This window comes from Daejeonella sp., assembly GCF_017495225.1.
GTDB lineage: Bacteria > Bacteroidota > Bacteroidia > Sphingobacteriales > Sphingobacteriaceae > Daejeonella.
In genome coordinates, this window is sequence record NZ_JAFEIG010000005.1 from 87,991 (window position 1) to 105,138 (window position 17,148).

Here is a 17,148-nt window from a genome sequence, read left to right on the forward strand (position 1 = left end):
GGAAATAAAACAATGTCAAGAGACTTAAAATATACAAGAAATATAGGTATCGCTGCCCACATTGATGCGGGTAAAACTACAACAACAGAGCGTATCCTTTATTATTCAGGAGTAAGCCACAAAATTGGTGAGGTGCACGATGGTGCGGCAACCATGGACTGGATGGCACAGGAGCAGGAGCGTGGTATTACCATTACTTCGGCTGCAACAACTGTAAACTGGAAATACAGAGGTGATACTTATCACATCAACGTAATTGATACCCCAGGACACGTGGATTTTACCGTAGAGGTAAACCGTTCATTACGTGTATTGGATGGATTAGTATTCCTTTTTTCTGCGGTTGATGGTGTTGAGCCACAATCTGAGACTAACTGGCGTTTAGCAAACAACTATAGCGTACCTCGTATTGGTTTCGTTAATAAAATGGACCGTTCAGGTGCAGATTTCTTAAAAGTTGTGAAGCAAGTAAAGGATATGTTAGGTAGTAATGCCGTTCCTTTGCAATTGCCAATTGGTTCTGAAGACACTTTTAAAGGTGTAGTAGATCTAATTAACTTCCGTGGAATTATTTGGAATGAGCATGATAAAGGTATGACCTTTACTGAAGTGCCAATTCCTGATGATATGGTGGCTGAAGCTACTGAGTGGAGAGAAAAATTACTTGAATCTGTTGCTGAGTATGATGAAAGTTTAATGGAGAAATTCTTTGAAGCTCCAGAAACTATCACTGAGCGTGAAGTGCTTGATGCTTTACGTAAAGCAGTACTTGATGCTAAAATTGTACCAATGGTATGTGGTTCTTCATTCAAAAACAAGGGTGTTCAAACCATGCTTGATTATGTGATGGAATTATTGCCATCTCCAATGGATGTTGAAGGTATCGTAGGTACTAACCCAGAAACTGGTGAAGAAGTAATGCGTAAGCCAAGTGAAAAAGAGCCATTTGCAGCTTTAGCATTTAAAATTGCAACTGACCCTTTTGTTGGTCGTTTATGTTTTATTCGCGTTTACTCTGGTAACCTAGAAGCAGGTTCATACGTTCATAACATGCGTTCGGATAGTAAAGAGCGTATTTCACGTATCTTCCAAATGCACGCTAACAAGCAAAATCCTATTCCAAATGTTGGAGCTGGTGATATTGCTGCGGTAGTTGGATTTAAGGATATCAAAACTGGAGATACTCTTTGTGATGAGAAACATCCAATTGTATTAGAATCAATGAATTTCCCTGAGCCGGTAATCGGTTTGGCAATTGAGCCTAAAACACAGGCAGATGTTGACAAATTAGGTATGGCTTTAGGTAAATTATCTGAAGAAGATCCTACTTTCCGTGTTCAAACTGACGAAGAAACTGGCCAAACTGTAATTTCAGGTATGGGCGAGCTTCACCTTGATATTATCATGGATCGTTTGAAGCGTGAATTTAAGGTTGAAGTTAACCAAGGAGCACCTCAAGTAGCTTATAAGGAAGCAATCACTGGTACTACACAGCACCGTGAGACTTACAAAAAGCAAACTGGTGGTCGTGGTAAATTTGCTGATATTCAAGTTGTTATATCTCCAAGTGAGGAAGGTAAGAGCGGCTTAGAATTTGTTAACGAGATTTCAGGTGGTGCCGTTCCTCGTGAATTCATTCCTTCTGTACAGAAAGGTTTTGAAGCTGCGATGGCAAATGGTGTACTTGCTGGTTACCAACTACAAGGTATGAAGGTTCGTTTAATTGACGGATCATTCCACGCGGTCGATTCAGATGCTTTATCTTTCGAGATTTGTGCTAAATCTGCATTCCGTGAGGCATTACCAAAATGTAAGCCAGTATTGATGGAGCCTATCATGAAGATTGAAATCCTAACTCCAGAAGAGAACATGGGTGATGTAATCGGTGATATGAACCGTCGTCGTGGACAACTTTTAGGTATGGATACTCGTGCTGGTGCACAAGTAATCAAGGCTACAGTGCCACTTTCTGAAATGTTTGGTTATGTAACTCAATTACGTACTATTACTTCTGGTCGTGCAACTTCTACAATGGAGTTTGATCACTATGCTGAAGCTCCAAGAAATGTTCAGGAAGAAGTTGTAGCTAAGGTAAAAGGAAAGAAAGCAAACGGATAATAATTGAATAAAGAACAAGGAGTAAAGAATAAGGACCACGTGTCATTGTGCTTTGCTCCTTAATCAAAATAAACCGGTTGGCGTTACTAATAGCTCTAACGTTAACCATAAACAAATAACAATGAGCCAAAGAATCAGAATTAAATTAAAGTCTTACGATTATAACTTGGTAGATAAATCTGCTGAGAAAATCGTAAAAACTGTAAAGCCTACGGGTGCAGTGGTAAGTGGACCAATTCCATTGCCAACTGAAAAGAGAATTTTTACAGTATTACGTTCACCACACGTAAACAAAAAGGGGAGAGAGCAGTTTCAATTATGTGCTTACAAGCGTTTACTTGATATCTACAGCTCAAACTCTAAAACTGTAGACGCTTTAATGAAGCTTGAATTGCCAAGTGGAGTTGAAGTTGAAATCAAAGTTTAAGTTCTTAAACGATATAGTTAAGCCATCCGAAAGGGTGGCTTTTTTTTGTTTATTGATTTTGTATTCGGGCAATTTGTCTTAAAATAAGGCTAATAAATCTTTTATTTTATTTTGATTTTTTTCTAAAAATTTGCCCCATTTTGAATTTATTTTTTTGAATTAATTTTTCTCATTTATAGCTTAACTTTTTTCTTTTAGGCACGTATAAAGGTATAATGCAAAATCTACCTTTCGTGAATTCAAAAATAGGATTAGGAAAATTAAAGCTAATGGCACAATTTATTGTGCTATTATTTGCCTTATTGCCTTCAATTGTAATGGCTCAGGGACTTAGTCAGGTATTTATATTTCCGTCTGCTAATGTATATGCGCATCCAAATTCCAATCTTAATATTTTTTCGGATATTTCTCATTCTGGCACTTTAGTTTCTTATGATAGTGCGCTCATTAATTTTTATGCCAGTGTTTGGCAAAACAATGCTGAAAGTCGCTTGCCAGATGAAAGCTCTAGAGGTATCGATGGCATAGGTGGAATTTTTAGATTTTCAAGTCTCTCAAATCTTCCTCAACGTATTAGATCAATTAATTCATTGCCCTTTAATGGTTTCCCAAATATTCAAATTGACAATGCATCAAATGTTACAGCTGATATTGGGAATCTTCACATCAACAAAAATCTTCACTTTGCTAATGGTAATCTCATTCTTAATAATGTAGATGTAAATGTTGGTCTAGCAGGTACAGGTTCAATTACTGGATATAGTCATAAAAACTTTATTGTTACAGGTTCTTCAATGACGGGTGGCGGATTAATTCGAAATACTGCAGGAAGTCCGGTGGAGCTTGTTTATCCAATTGGGACTAATTTAACCAGTTATACTCCATTAACCATTAATTATACCGGTATAGCTCAGTCGATTAAATTTAGGGTTGCAGATAATCTGTATAATAAATTGAATTTCCCAGAATATGTGAATAAAACATGGATAATGAAGACTTATGTTGTAGATCCAAATTCAAAAATGGATATAAACTTGCAACATAATTCTGCAGATGAAGGAATTGAATACTATAAAAATAGAGGGGATGCTTATGTTACTAGATACGATCAGAAATTAACTGGTTTGTGGGATCTTGTTACGCCAGTACAATCTCTTTCTCCTGGATCCATAACCACTCGTGCAGCAGTCTTTGGCGCTTACATGAACACTCGTTTAAATTTGGCCAATCTTAAAGATACGGAATATTTTTCGAAATCCGTAATAAAAAAGGATATCGATGAAAATACCCCTGTCAACATTCCAGATGCCATTTCTCCGAATGGTGATGGCTTAAATGATGTTTATGAGGTTGTAAAAAGACTTCCAACAGATATCATACGCTTTGAAGTGTATAGCCGTAATCAAGTTATGGTTTATCAAAATCTCAATTATGATAATACATTTAATGGGGTAGGAAATATTGGAGGTTTTATGGGAAACCAATTACCTGATGGTATTTATTATTATCTAGTAAGTGCTAATGGAGCAAAGGGTATTCCGGGATATTTAATCATAAATAGATAAGTCATGGATAAAAAAATATACATTCTAGCACTTATTGCGTTGATTAACATTCTTCCCAATAATATTTTAGCTCAACAGCTTCCCTTGTACTCGCAATACATGTTTAATACGCTTGAGATTAACCCTGCATACGCCGGTGTGAAGCAGTCGATGAATTTTACTAGTACCTTCCGAAAACAGTTCAATGGTATTAAAGATGCGCCTCAAACTACTTCAATTGCAGGTGATATGCCAATTGGTGAGACACAATTGGGTATCGGACTAAAACTAGTGAGTGATAAGGTTTCGGTTACACAAAATATTGGTGCTCAGTTGTCTATGTCATATAAAATTGAAGGCGACTATTCCAATTTCTCTTTCGGACTCCAGATGGGGGCATTGAATTATCGTACTGATTTTAGTAAGTTGAATGTTACTAATGCAGGAGATCCGGTATTTGCTCAAAATTTGAATGCAATGGCTGCTAATTTTGGTACAGGGATGTTCTTTAATACAAGCGATTTTTATATCGGCTTATCGTCACCCAATTTGGTTAGGACTCATTTAAGACAAGTTGATGTGGCCTTAGCAGAATATACGGTAAAACAGAATTTACACATTTACCTGAATTCAGGCTTTTTAGTTACGCTTAATGATAATTTCATTTTAAAACCATCTTTCTTAGTTAGAGCAATTGAAGGTATTCCTTTAGATTATGATATTAATGCTAACCTATACTTCCGTGAAATTCTATCTGGTGGAATTTCCTATAGAAGTAGAAGTGCCTTAGTAGGAATAATGGATTTTAAATTAACACCAACAGTACGTTTGGGATATGCTTATGATTATAATTTGGGCCGACTAAACAACTTTACCAAATCTACACATGAAATAATTTTAAGGTTTAATCTTCCTTTTGAGAGAGATGAACTGATGCCTAGCTATTTATTTTAATAATTAATAGGCTTTAAAAAAGATATAAATGGAATCAAGCTAATAAGCGCGTTTCAGTTTTAAAAATATTGTATAAAAACAACTACTATGAGATTTAATTATTATTCAATTTTGGGTTTTATTGTCGCTACTTTTCTATTTGTAGGAATTGGTAATATAGCCTCTGCTCAGATAAAAATAGGTACAAATGGTTCTACTATTGAGCCATCATCTATTTTGGAGCTTGAAAGTAATAATCAAGGATTATTATTGCCCCGTTTAACGGATACCATTGCGATTAATACGCTTAGTCCCCCAAACGGTATGCTCATTTATCTAACAAAATGGCCAGCAGTAGGTTTATACGTAAGAAAAACTACGGGTTGGGAATTCTTAGCTGGATCATTAGGGGGCAATGGTACCTTTAATAATTTGACTGTAGGTGGGACCTTAACCGCTCAAAATTTTACAGGTAATTTAATTGGAAATGCATCTACAGCTACTCTGTCAAGTACCGCTACCAATGCTCTCAATGTAAATATCACCAATGATTTATCAACCTCTACAGTTGCATATCCAACATTTGTTACAAACACGCCAGGCAGTCAATCAATTCGTACAGGTAGTACAAATTTAAGCTATGTTCCAAATACTGGAATACTAACAGCTAAGGGCTTTAGAGGAAATCTAGTGGGTGATGTTACAGGTGTTGCTACGTCCTCGGTTGATGCACTAAATGCTACAAATATTCAAATTCTTGAGGATGATATTAACAACAATCCAGTTTATCCAACATTTGTTACTGGAAAAGTTGGTCCACTTACCGCCACGATAAATAGTGCAAAATTACAATATCTACCTGCTACGGGTGAGTTTACAGCTCCTATTTTTAAAGGCGACTTACAAGGAAATGCAACAACCACCACAACAGCAACCAATGCAGCAAATGTGGCTGTTAGTGATGATTCGGCAAACTCATTGCCTACTTATCCAGTTTTTGTGAATGCTATTACTGGAAATCAAGCTTTAAAATCAACTAGTACATTTCTGAGCTATGTTCCTTCAACAGGGATTTTAACAGCCAAGGGATTTGTGGGTAATCTGGTTGGGGATGTGAATGGTCAGGCAAATACCGCTTTAACTGCAAATAATGCAAATAATGCTGTAATTTCAACAAACACACTCAATAGTGCCATTACAGATGATAATTCAAGTACTTCCGTATTTTATCCAACTTTTGTTGGAGCAGCATCGGGTAATCAGGGAATTAAATCAGGCAGTAGTAACCTGAAGTATGTTCCTTCAACAGGAATATTAACTGCCAAAGGCTTTGTGGGGAATTTAGTTGGTGATGTTACAGGAAAAGTCTCTAATGCACAGCAAGCAGATAATGCATCCAATCTTGAGGTTGGTGAAGTTGTTCCGGGTGTTGCAACTTATTATCCAACCTTGGTAAATGCAACTACGGGTCAAACTTCTATTAAAGTCAATAATAGTCAACTTCAGTACCTCCCAGTTGCTGGCGAGTTAATCTCACCTAAATTTAGAGGGGAACTTATAGGAAATGCGAGTAGTACAACTACAGCGACTAATGCGTCTAATGTTGCAATTACAGATGATATAACCAATAATCTACCAACTTATCCAGTATTTGTCAATTCACCAACTGGCAATCAGTCCGTAAAATCAAGTAGCACTAATTTAAGCTATGTTCCATCTACCGGCATTTTAACTGCTAAAGGTTTTGTAGGTAATTTGGTAGGAGATGTAACTGGAGAAGTTAGTAATGCTAAAAACGCTGAAAATTCGTCTAAAATAAATGTTACTACAAATGACATAAGCGCGGGAACAGTTTATCCTGTTTTTGTATCTGCCCTTACGGGATCTTTACAGCCAAATGTAAGTACCAATCGTTTAGGATTTAAACCTTTAACAGGCGAATTAACCGCATTAACTTTCAATGGAGATTTATTCGGAAATGCTAAGACTGCTACTTCAGCTACTACAGCTACTAACGCAGTAAATAGTGCTATTACTGATGATAATTCCACTAATGGTACATTTTTTCCAGTTTTTGTGGGAACAGCTTCAGGAAATCAAGCCATTAAGGCAAGTAGTAATAATCTAAAATATAATCCTTCAAATGGGATTTTAACTTCTACAGGATTTGCTGGTCCGCTGGTTGGTAATGTAACGGGGCAAGCAACATCAGCCTTATCGGCTGTATCTGCTACAAATGCAACAACTGCAGATAATGCCTTGAAATCTGAAATTATTGATGATGCATCACACTCTGCAGAAACATACCCATTATTCGTAAATAATGCTGCTGGAAATCAGCCACTCCGATCAAATGGAGTTAATTTAAAATATATTCCAGCAAGCGGGACTTTAATAGCAAAAAATTTCGAAGGTGATTTGAAAGGAAATTTAGATGGTATTGCTACCAATGCTATTGATGCTACTAATACGGCTAATGTTTCCATTACCGATGATTTAGCTAGTAATTCTTTTAAACCACTAACTTTTGTGGATGGAAATTCAGGTAATTTACCTGTTAAAGTAAGTAGCTCTAATTTGAAATATAACCCTTCAACGGGTGTATTAATTGCTCCCACTTTCTCAGGTATATTCGATGGGAATGCAAAAACTGCAACTACTATTAGTCCAACAGGCTTAGTTTTACCAGTAAATGGCGGTACAGGGTTTGCATCATATGCAGTTGGAGATATTTTATTTGCAGAAAGTTCAAACACTCTTAAAAAATTGTCAATTGGTCCTATTGGTTCAGTTCTGCGTGTTCAACAAGTGGGTACATCTCTAATCCCTTCATGGGCTACAACTGGTCCAGGTACAGTAACGGAAGTTCAATATGGCGGAACAGGTTTAAGTAGTTTAACTTCAGGTGGCATACTTATTGGAAATGGAACTAATAATGTTTCGACTGTTATTGGAGCAGTTGGTCAGGTTTTAAGGTCTAATGGCCCAGGCTTGCCACCTTCATTTCAAAACCTTGCTGGTGGTGATATGATTTTAGCTGGTGATCAGGTAGTTACTGGACCAAAAACATTTGGTACGCCAGGCGTTGGAGGCGTTGGTGGAGTAAATGGTATGCTCAGACTGGCAGGTGTGCAATCTGGTTTTACTGTTTTAAATGGACCTAATATTGGGGGAGGGGTGGTTACATTGCCACCATCAGGCACACTAGCTACTTTAATTGAACCAGAAACTCTGGAACAAAAGACATTGATTGCTCCCAAATTAGTATCACCACTAATCGGTGATGCAGAAGGTACTAGTTTAATACTAGGTGGAGGTACTCCACTTATTACCACTAATCAAACTGGAACAGGTAGTATCGTAATGTCAAGTGGTGCACAACTTGTTTCTCCAAAAATTGGTGATGCAACGGGATCCAGTCTTAATGTTGGAGGTGGAACAATTACTGCTGGAACTTTCGTTGGAACATTAAATGGAAATGTCTCTGGTAACGCAAACAATGTGTCAGGCGTAGTTCAAATAGCAAACGGAGGAACAGGCGCAAATACCAAACAGGCTGGATTTGATAATTTATCACCTATGACTAGTCCCGGTGATATGATCTACGGTGAAACTCTTGGCTCAGCTAAAAGACTTCCACTTGGTGGGGCTAATCAAGTGCTAAAAGGTGGTTTGACAGCTCCTGCATGGGGATCTGTAGTTTTAACTTCTGATGTTTCAGGAATATTGCCTGCGCAAAGTGGGGGTACAGGAAATGCATTTACGGAGTTTACTGGCCCATTTATCACTAAGAAAGTATATACTTTACCTAATTTTGATGCAACATTAGCTGTAACAAGTGGTCCGCAGACTTTTACAGGTTTACAGAAATTTACCACCACTATTGATGGTAATATTGCTACAGCTAATACAGCAACTAAACTCGCAGCAACTAAAAACATCAATGGTACTCCTTTTGATGGTAGTGCCGATATCACGGTTACTGCCAATGCTTCAACATTAACTGGAACGACCCTTAATTCTACAGTTTTAAATTCTAGTTTAACAAGTGTTGGAACTTTAACAAACTTGAAAGTAACTAATCCAATAGATGGAAGTATCACTGGAAATGCCTCTACGGCAACATTAGCTACCAATGTTACCACCAATGCTAATTTAACTGGTGAAGTTACAAGTGTTGGAAACTCGACTACAGTTAAAAATGATGCAGTTATTAATAAAGTTTTGACAGGTTTTTCGAGTGCACCAGGTGTTGTTGCAGCAACTGATAATATTGTAAACGCAATTAGTAAGTTGAGTGGAAATATTTCTGCAAATGCAAATGCAACTCATACAGGAGATGTAACTGGTGCTACAGCCTTAACAATTTCAAACAATGCAGTTACCACCTCCAAAATTGCCAATTCGGCCGTTACTTTAGACAAAATAGAAGATGTTGCTACTAATACTGTTTTAGGTCGTGAAACGGCCGGGACAGGTGTAGTTGAGGAAATATCGACTGTCGGTACAGGTAATGTAGTTAGAGCTAATTCGCCAACTTTGGTTACTCCTATCTTAGGAGCAGCATCGGCAACATCTTTAACTGTTAATGGTGTAATAACATCAAATATTGCTGATGGAAATGCTCCTTTTGTTGTTACTTCAACCACTCCGGTAACCAATTTAAGTGTCGGCGGTAATGCAGGATCTGCAACAAAGCTTGCAACCCCAAGAGCAATAAATGGAGTTGATTTTGATGGTACTGGTCCAATTAATATTAATGCACCTGCTTTAACTTTAACAGGAAATACTTTAAATCCTTTAATTACAACATCAAGCTTAACTAGTGTAGGAACATTAGGAGCTTTAACTGTAACTAACCCAATTGTAGGTAGTGTAACTGGTAATGCATCTAATGTAACTGGAACTGTAGCTATTGCAAATGGAGGTACAGGAGCAACAAATCAGCAGACAGCATTAAATAACCTTGCCGGGACTCAAGCTGCTGGCAGATATTTACGTAGTGATGGCATTAATACTTTATTGTCAACTATTTTAGCGGGTGATGTTCCTACATTAAATCAAAATACTACCGGTACAGCTGCTGGGTTAAACGATGCCTATGTCGATTGGAATGCGATAAGTGGGGGTAAAGCAATTCTTAATAAACCTACATTGAATAGTGGTACAGTAACTTCTGTCGCTGCCCTAACGCTAGGCACCTCTGGTACTGATTTAAGCTCTACAGTTGCAACCAATACTTCTACACCTATAATTACTCTAAACGTCCCTACAGCATCTGCAACAAATCGTGGAGCTTTAAGTTCTGCAGATTGGACAAGCTTTAACGCAAAACAATCTGCTTTAACTTTTTCAACAGGTTTGACTAATTCTAGCGGGACTGTTACTGTGAACTCTACTCAAAATATCACAAACCTGAGTAATTTGTCGAGTAATGGTATAGTTACTACCTCTGGTAATAATGGAGCATTGGCTGTTACGCCTGTAAATGGTACAGGTAATGTGGTCTTGACGAGTGGCGCAAATTTGGTAAATCCCAATATTGGCACTGCAAATGGTTCAAGTCTTACTTTAACAGGTTCATTAACATCTACTGCTACTACTGGAACTGCTCCATTTGTAGTGAGTTCATTAACCCCTGTTGCAAATTTGAACATTGGTGGAAATGCGGCAACCGCAACAAAATTGGCTACAGCTAGAACTATTAATGGGATTCTTTTTGACGGAAGCGCCGATATCTCAGTTCCTGCAAACGGTCTAACTGCACAATATATTGATTGGGATGCAAGCTCAGGTGCGACGTCCATTAAGAATAAGCCTACCATTACTAATGGTACAGTTACGTCAGTAGCTGCAACGGTACCTTCATTTTTAACCATAACTGGTAGCCCAATTACTGCAAATGGGACGCTAGCTATTAATTATAACACCGGTACGGGTTTACCAGTAGCTAATGGTGGTACAGGTTTAACTACATTAACATCGGGAGGTGCATTATTTGCATCAAGTGCTAATTCTATAGCATCAGGTACGTTACCTACAACAGCTGGAGGTACTGGTAATAGCAATTATTTGGTTGGTGATATGTTATATGCTTCTACAACTTCAGCTTTATCTAGATTACCGAGTGCAGCTGTTGGTAATGCATTAATTAGTAATGGGGTAGGTGTTGCTCCATCTTGGGGTAAAATTGATTTATCCACACATATACAAGGAACCATCCCAATTTCTCTTGGAGGTACTGGTAGCTCAACTCAAAACTTTGTTGACATAACAAGCAATCAAACTATACAAGGAGTAAAAACTTTTGTTGAACAAATTTCTGGAAGTATTTCTGGAAATGCAGGGGGTAATGCAGCAACTGCGACTAAATTAGCTGCTACAAAAACAATTTATGGAAATGCCTTTGATGGTTCTGCAAATTTAGATCAGGTTATAGCTCCCGCATTTGGGGGGACAGGAAGCGCCTTTACAAGATTTGTAGGTCCTTCGGTAGATGTAAAAACCTATACTCTTCCTACAACTAATGCAACTTTGGCTAGGGCGGATGCAGCTCAATCATTCAGTGGAATACAAACATTCAATGAGCCAATTGTAGGAAGTGTTACTGGGAATGCTGCGACTGCTACAACTGCGTCAGCATTAATTGCATCTGCAACTATTAACTCACCTACATTAATAACACCAATTTTAGGTACAGCAACTGCTAACTCAATAAATAAAGTAACTATAACTCAACCTAGTAGCTCAGCTACTTTAACATTGGATAATGGTAGCACATTAGCTACTTCAGGCTCAAATTCAATTACATTAACTTCAACTGGGCCAACAAATGTAACCTTGCCTACTTCTGGAATATTGGTAAGTGCCATATCTTTTGAGAAAACAATTGATTTTCCAGAAGTCGCTGCTGGAACAAGCCAAACTATAAGTGTGGGATTTGCTGGTAGTGTAAACTTAGGAGATGTTGTGAGTATTGGATTGCCTGACGAACTTGCTAGCGCTGAAGGCGTATTTACTGTATGGGTTAGTGGAAGCAATGCGGTAAAAATTAAATTTACTAATACAAGTACAGCTCCAATTGATCTTCCTGATAGAACTATAAAATTTAAAATTTTTAATTAAAATAAATTATAATAAAACAATAATATTCAACGAGTTAATCCATCAATTACTAAAGGTGGATTAATTCGTTTTTTCATTTTGAGTTATAATTATTTAGCTTTTCAAATATTTTAAGGACGAAATGCAAATTATTTAAAAATAATCGCTCAACTATTTGATTATTAAGAAGAGTTTCCTATCTTTGCCCTCCCTTTACAGGGGTTTACTATGTCTTGAACGAAGCCCTACTGCTTCGATGGACACAAATTGATTAAAGAAAATGTCAGGAATTATTGGAAAAAAAGTAGGAATGACCAGCATATTCGATGCTGAAGGGAAAAACATCCCTTGTACAGTAATCGAAGCTGGGCCATGTGTAGTTACCCAACTACGCACCGTCGATACAGACGGCTACGCAGCAGTTCAGTTAGCTTTCGACGACAAGAAAGAGAAAAACACCACAGGATCTTTAAAGGGTCATTTTGCAAAGGCTAAAACCACTCCTAAGCGTAAGCTTGTTGAGTTTAAAGGTTTTGAAGATGCAAAAGCGCTTGGAGATATTGTAAGTGTTGAGATTTTTGCCGAAGGTGATTATGTTGATGTGGTTGGTACTTCAAAAGGTAAGGGATTCCAGGGTGTAGTTAAGCGTCACGGATTTGGTGGTGTTGGTGGTCAAACTCACGGACAACACAACCGTTTAAGAGCTCCAGGTTCATTGGGTGCATCTTCATGGCCTTCACGTGTATTCAAAGGAATGCGCATGGCAGGACGTACCGGTGGCGATCGTGTTAAAATTCAAAATCTTCAGGTTTTGAAAGTGTACACAGAGCAAAACTTATTAGTAGTTAGCGGTTCAATTCCGGGAGCTAAGGGTTCTTACGTAATCGTTGATAAATAAGAAGATGGAAGTTAAGGTTATAAATATATCAGGCAAAGAAACAGGTGCCAAGGTGCAACTTCCTGATGCGATCTTCGCAGTAGAACCAAACGATCATGCGATTTATTTAGATGTTAAGCAATATTTGGCTAATCAACGCCAAGGAACGCACAAGTCTAAGCAACGTAATGAGATCGCCGGATCTACCAAAAAATTATATAAGCAAAAAGGTACAGGTGGTGCCCGTGCAGGATCAATCAAATCTCCATTGTTCAATGGTGGTGGTCGTGTTTTCGGTCCGCAACCCCGCGACTATAGTTTCAAGCTTAACAAAAAGCTTAAATCTTTAGCTCGTAAATCTGCACTTTCATACAAAGCAAAAGATAATAATATCGTTGTTCTCGAAGCTTTCACTTTTGATTCAATCAAAACTGCAAACTACGCGAAAATTATGGCTGATTTAAAGCTTAGTGATGCTAAAACATTACTAGTTTTACCTGCAGCAAATAATAATGTTTATTTATCAAGCAGAAATTTAAAGAAAGCAAAAGTGGTTACTGCAGCAGAATTAAATACATATGATGTATTAAACTCAGGAACTTTATTGCTTACTACTGAAACTGTTAAAACATTGGAGGAGGCGTTCGCTAAGTAAGATGGAAATTTTAAAGAAACCAATTCTAACCGAGAAGGCATCAGCGTTAACTGAAAAGTTAAACCGCTTCTCATTCAAGGTTGATCACAGAGCCAACAAATTGGAGATCAAAGGTGCGATCGAAAAAATGTATGGAGTGAATATCCAAGCTATCAATACGATAGTTGTTTATGGAAAAACAAAATCGCGTAACACTAAAGCTGGTGTTGTAACAGGAAATGCTCCTAAGTACAAAAAAGCAATAGTAACGCTTAAAGATGGTGAAACCATTGACTTTTACAGCAATATTTAATTAAGACATGGCAGTAAGAAGATTTAAACCGGTTACCCCGGGTACTCGTTTCAGAGTAGGAGGAGTTTTCTCTGATGTGACTACTAACGTTCCAGAAAAATCGTTAGTAACTAGCATCAAGAAGTCCGGCGGTAGAAATAATTCCGGTAAAATGACTATGCGTTATCTCGGTGGGGGACATAAAAAGTCATACCGATTGATTGATTTTAAACGCGATAAAAACGATATCCCCGCAACTGTTGCCACAATTGAGTACGATCCGAATCGTAGTGCACGTATCGCCTTGGTAAATTATGCCGATGGTGAAAAACGTTACATTATTGCTCCGGAAGGCTTGAAAGTTGGAATGAAGGTTGTTTCAGGTGAAGCTTCGGCTCCTGAAATTGGAAATGCGCTTCCTTTGAAGAATATTCCACTAGGATCTATCATCCACAACATTGAACTTAACCCTGGTCAGGGAGCAATTATTGCTCGTAGTGCAGGTGCTTATGCTCAGCTTTCAGCACGTGATGGTAAATATGCGATTATTAAAATGCCTTCTGGCGAAACTCGTATGATCTTAGCTACTTGTATTGCAACTATCGGAACTGTTTCAAATTCCGAAAAAGCAAATGAGGTTTTAGGAAAAGCAGGAAGAAAGCGTTGGTTAGGACGTCGTCCAAGAGTTCGTGGTGTAGCAATGAACCCAGTCGATCACCCTATGGGTGGTGGTGAAGGTAGATCATCAGGTGGTCACCCTCGCTCAAGAAAAGGTTTATTATCTAAAGGCTTCAAAACCCGCGATAAAAAGAAAGCGTCTGATCGTTACATCATAGAGAGAAGGAAGAAATAATGGCACGTTCAATAAAAAAAGGACCCTATATAGATCATAATGTAGCGAAGAAAGTAGCTACTCAAAATGAGGGTAATAAGAAAACTGTGATCAAGACATGGTCACGTAGATCTATGATTTCTCCGGATTTCGTAGGACATACATTTGCAGTTCACAATGGAAATAAATTCATTCCTGTATATGTAACTGAGAACATGGTTGGGCATAAGCTTGGTGAATTTTCTCCAACCAGAACATTTAGAGGTCACTCTGATAAGAAAAAATAAGCAATGGAAGCAATAGCAAAATTAAATAATTGCCCTACCTCACCACGTAAGATGAGATTGGTTGTTGATCTGATCAGAGGTGAACGGGTTGAGAAAGCCTTATATATTTTAAAGTTTACCAATAAGGAAGCTGCAATAAGAGTTGAAAAACTTTTATTATCAGCTATCAAAAATTGGGAATTGAAAAATGAAGGTCAACGTCCTGAAGACAATGAATTGTTTGTGAAAACTATCATGGTCGATGGAGGTCGCCAGTTAAAGAGATTAAGACCAGCTCCTCAAGGTCGCGGACACAGAATTCGTAAGCGTTCTAACCACGTAACTTTGATAGTTGATAGTAAAAAAAGTGAACCAATAACTAAGTAAGGAGAAATGGGACAAAAAGCACATCCAATAGGTAACAGATTAGGAATCATCAAAGGTTGGGATTCTAATTGGTTCGGTGGTAACAATTACTCTGATAAATTAGTTGAGGACGAAAAGATCAGAAAATACCTGGCAGCTCGTATTTCAAAGGGCGGTATATCCAAAGTGGTTATCGAACGTACTTTGAAGCGTATCACTATCACTATTCACACTGCTCGTCCGGGTATTGTGATCGGTAAAGGTGGTCAGGAAGTTGATAAGATCAAAGAAGAGCTTAAGAAACTAACAAAGAAAGACGTACAAATCAATATATTTGAAATCAAACGTCCTGAATTAGACGCACAATTAGTAGGTGAAGGAGTTGCAAAGCAATTAGAAGCTAGAATTTCTTTCCGTCGTGCCATGAAAACTTCAATCGCATCAACTATGCGTATGGGAGCTGAAGGTATCAAAATTATGTGTTCTGGTCGTTTAGGTGGTGCTGAAATGGCACGTACTGAGCAATATAAAGATGGACGTGTTCCTTTGCATACTTTCCGTGCTGATATCGATTATGCTTTATCTGAAGCACTTACCACTTATGGTAAAATCGGTGTTAAGGTTTGGATTATGAAAGGCGAAGTTTACGGAAAGCGTGATCTTTCACCTAACATTGGTCAAACAACTGGAGTAAAAGGTAGAGGACCAGAAGGCGGATCGGCACCATTTGCTGGTGGCGGTGAAAGACGTGGCGGAGGTGACAGACGTTCTGATAATCGTGGTGGTGGCGACAGACGCGGTGGTGATAACCGTGGTGGTCAAAATCGTGGCGGTGGAGCAGGTGGTCAAAACCGTGGTGGTAATGCCGGTGGTGGTTTCAGAGGTAAAAAATAATTTAAAATTAGTGATTAGTTTTAGTAATTAATAGTTAGATGCAGTGTTCTAACAAAACCAGCTTCTAACCAACTAACAACTAACAACCAAAAAAAATAAGAACATGTTACAGCCAAAGAGAACGAAGTTCAGAAAGATGCAGAAGGGCAAAATGAAAGGTCTGGCCGGTCGCGGTGCAGAATTAGCCTTTGGTTCTTTCGGAATCAAATCATTAGAGCCAGCCTGGATTACCAGTCGTCAGATTGAATCAGCTCGTATCGCCGTTACCCGTTTTATGAAAAGGGAAGGTCAGGTTTGGATCCGTATTTTCCCGGACAAGCCAGTTACTAAGAAGCCAGCTGAAGTACGTATGGGTAAAGGTAAAGGTGCTCCAGAATATTGGGTAGCAGTTGTAAGACCAGGAAGAATGCTTTTTGAAGCTGAAGGCGTGCCTTTGGAAGTTGCAAAAGAAGCTATGCGTTTAGCTGCTCAAAAGTTACCAGTTCAAACAAAATTTGTAACTAGAAGAGATTTCGTAGAAGCATAAATTAGTACTTAGTACTTAGTAGTTAGTAGTTAGAAATTTTTAATAATAACTAAAAACTAACCATCTAACTAACTAACCAACTAACCAACTAAGAAATAAAGAAATATGAAAAGTTCAGAAATACAAGCGCTAACAACTGAAGAAGTTATAGCACGCATTAATGAAGAGAAGGCTAATCTCACAAAAATGAAATTTGCTCATACTGTTTCTGCTATTGAAAATCCTACTAGGATTACAAAAGTTAGAAAGGATGTAGCACGTTTAAACACAGAATTGACTAAGCGCAAGGCGGAAGCAAAAGCATCTGCTGCGACAGAGTCCGCTTCTGAATAAAT

The 17,148-nt window shown here is 38.1% G+C and carries 14 protein-coding genes; all 14 read left to right on the forward strand.

The genetic code is table 11. The annotated features are described in order from the left end of the window. Positions 1-12 precede the first annotated feature (12 nt). The 14 genes from fusA to rpmC all read left to right on the forward strand — a co-directional run bounded on the left by fusA (position 13) and on the right by rpmC (position 17,146). Positions 13-2,118: an elongation factor G gene (gene fusA, locus QZ136_RS02410; RefSeq protein ID WP_291399933.1), complete on the forward strand. Its 2,106-nt coding sequence runs from the start codon at positions 13-15 to the stop codon at positions 2,116-2,118. Positions 2,119-2,239: 121 nt separating this feature from the next. Beyond that, entirely contained in the window at positions 2,240-2,545 is a 306-nt protein-coding gene (gene rpsJ, locus QZ136_RS02415) for a 30S ribosomal protein S10 (RefSeq protein ID WP_090706153.1), read from the forward strand. A gap of 269 nt (positions 2,546-2,814) precedes the next feature. Beyond that, positions 2,815-4,110, forward strand: a complete 1,296-nt coding sequence (locus QZ136_RS02420; protein WP_291399939.1) for a gliding motility-associated C-terminal domain-containing protein — start codon at positions 2,815-2,817, stop codon at positions 4,108-4,110. A 3-nt stretch (positions 4,111-4,113) separates the two neighbouring features. Further along, positions 4,114-5,043 carry a type IX secretion system membrane protein PorP/SprF gene (locus QZ136_RS02425; protein ID WP_291399940.1) on the forward strand — a complete coding sequence of 310 codons (930 nt, stop codon included), beginning with the start codon at positions 4,114-4,116 and terminating at the stop codon, positions 5,041-5,043. An 87-nt stretch (positions 5,044-5,130) separates the two neighbouring features. Then, positions 5,131-12,147 carry a hypothetical protein gene (locus QZ136_RS02430; protein ID WP_291399942.1) on the forward strand — a complete coding sequence of 2,339 codons (7,017 nt, stop codon included), beginning with the start codon at positions 5,131-5,133 and terminating at the stop codon, positions 12,145-12,147. A gap of 259 nt (positions 12,148-12,406) precedes the next feature. Further along, positions 12,407-13,024 carry a 50S ribosomal protein L3 gene (gene rplC, locus QZ136_RS02435; RefSeq protein ID WP_291399944.1) on the forward strand — a complete coding sequence of 206 codons (618 nt, stop codon included), beginning with the start codon at positions 12,407-12,409 and terminating at the stop codon, positions 13,022-13,024. Positions 13,025-13,028: 4 nt separating this feature from the next. Next, positions 13,029-13,658 carry a 50S ribosomal protein L4 gene (gene rplD, locus QZ136_RS02440; RefSeq protein WP_291399946.1) on the forward strand — a complete coding sequence of 210 codons (630 nt, stop codon included), beginning with the start codon at positions 13,029-13,031 and terminating at the stop codon, positions 13,656-13,658. Between the two features lies 1 nt (position 13,659). Next, positions 13,660-13,950: a 50S ribosomal protein L23 gene (gene rplW / locus QZ136_RS02445; protein WP_090706520.1), complete on the forward strand. Its 291-nt coding sequence runs from the start codon at positions 13,660-13,662 to the stop codon at positions 13,948-13,950. A gap of 7 nt (positions 13,951-13,957) precedes the next feature. Continuing rightward, positions 13,958-14,782 (forward strand): 50S ribosomal protein L2, encoded by an 825-nt coding sequence (rplB, locus tag QZ136_RS02450; RefSeq protein ID WP_291399950.1) that lies wholly within the window; start codon positions 13,958-13,960, stop codon positions 14,780-14,782. Continuing rightward, complete coding sequence (gene rpsS, locus QZ136_RS02455) at positions 14,782-15,048, forward strand: 30S ribosomal protein S19 (protein WP_291399956.1); 267 nt, start codon at positions 14,782-14,784, stop codon at positions 15,046-15,048. Before rplB ends, rpsS begins: the two co-directional genes overlap by 1 nt. A 3-nt stretch (positions 15,049-15,051) precedes the next feature. After that, positions 15,052-15,414, forward strand: coding sequence for a 50S ribosomal protein L22 (gene rplV / locus QZ136_RS02460; protein ID WP_291399958.1), 363 nt, complete (start codon positions 15,052-15,054; stop codon positions 15,412-15,414). Between the two features lie 6 nt (positions 15,415-15,420). Next, positions 15,421-16,287, forward strand: a complete 867-nt coding sequence (gene rpsC / locus QZ136_RS02465) for a 30S ribosomal protein S3 (protein WP_291399960.1) — start codon at positions 15,421-15,423, stop codon at positions 16,285-16,287. A 103-nt stretch (positions 16,288-16,390) separates the two neighbouring features. Next, positions 16,391-16,813, forward strand: coding sequence for a 50S ribosomal protein L16 (gene rplP / locus QZ136_RS02470; RefSeq protein WP_291399962.1), 423 nt, complete (start codon positions 16,391-16,393; stop codon positions 16,811-16,813). A gap of 105 nt (positions 16,814-16,918) precedes the next feature. Next, positions 16,919-17,146, forward strand: a complete 228-nt coding sequence (rpmC, locus tag QZ136_RS02475; protein WP_291399964.1) for a 50S ribosomal protein L29 — start codon at positions 16,919-16,921, stop codon at positions 17,144-17,146. Positions 17,147-17,148: the final 2 nt, after the last annotated feature.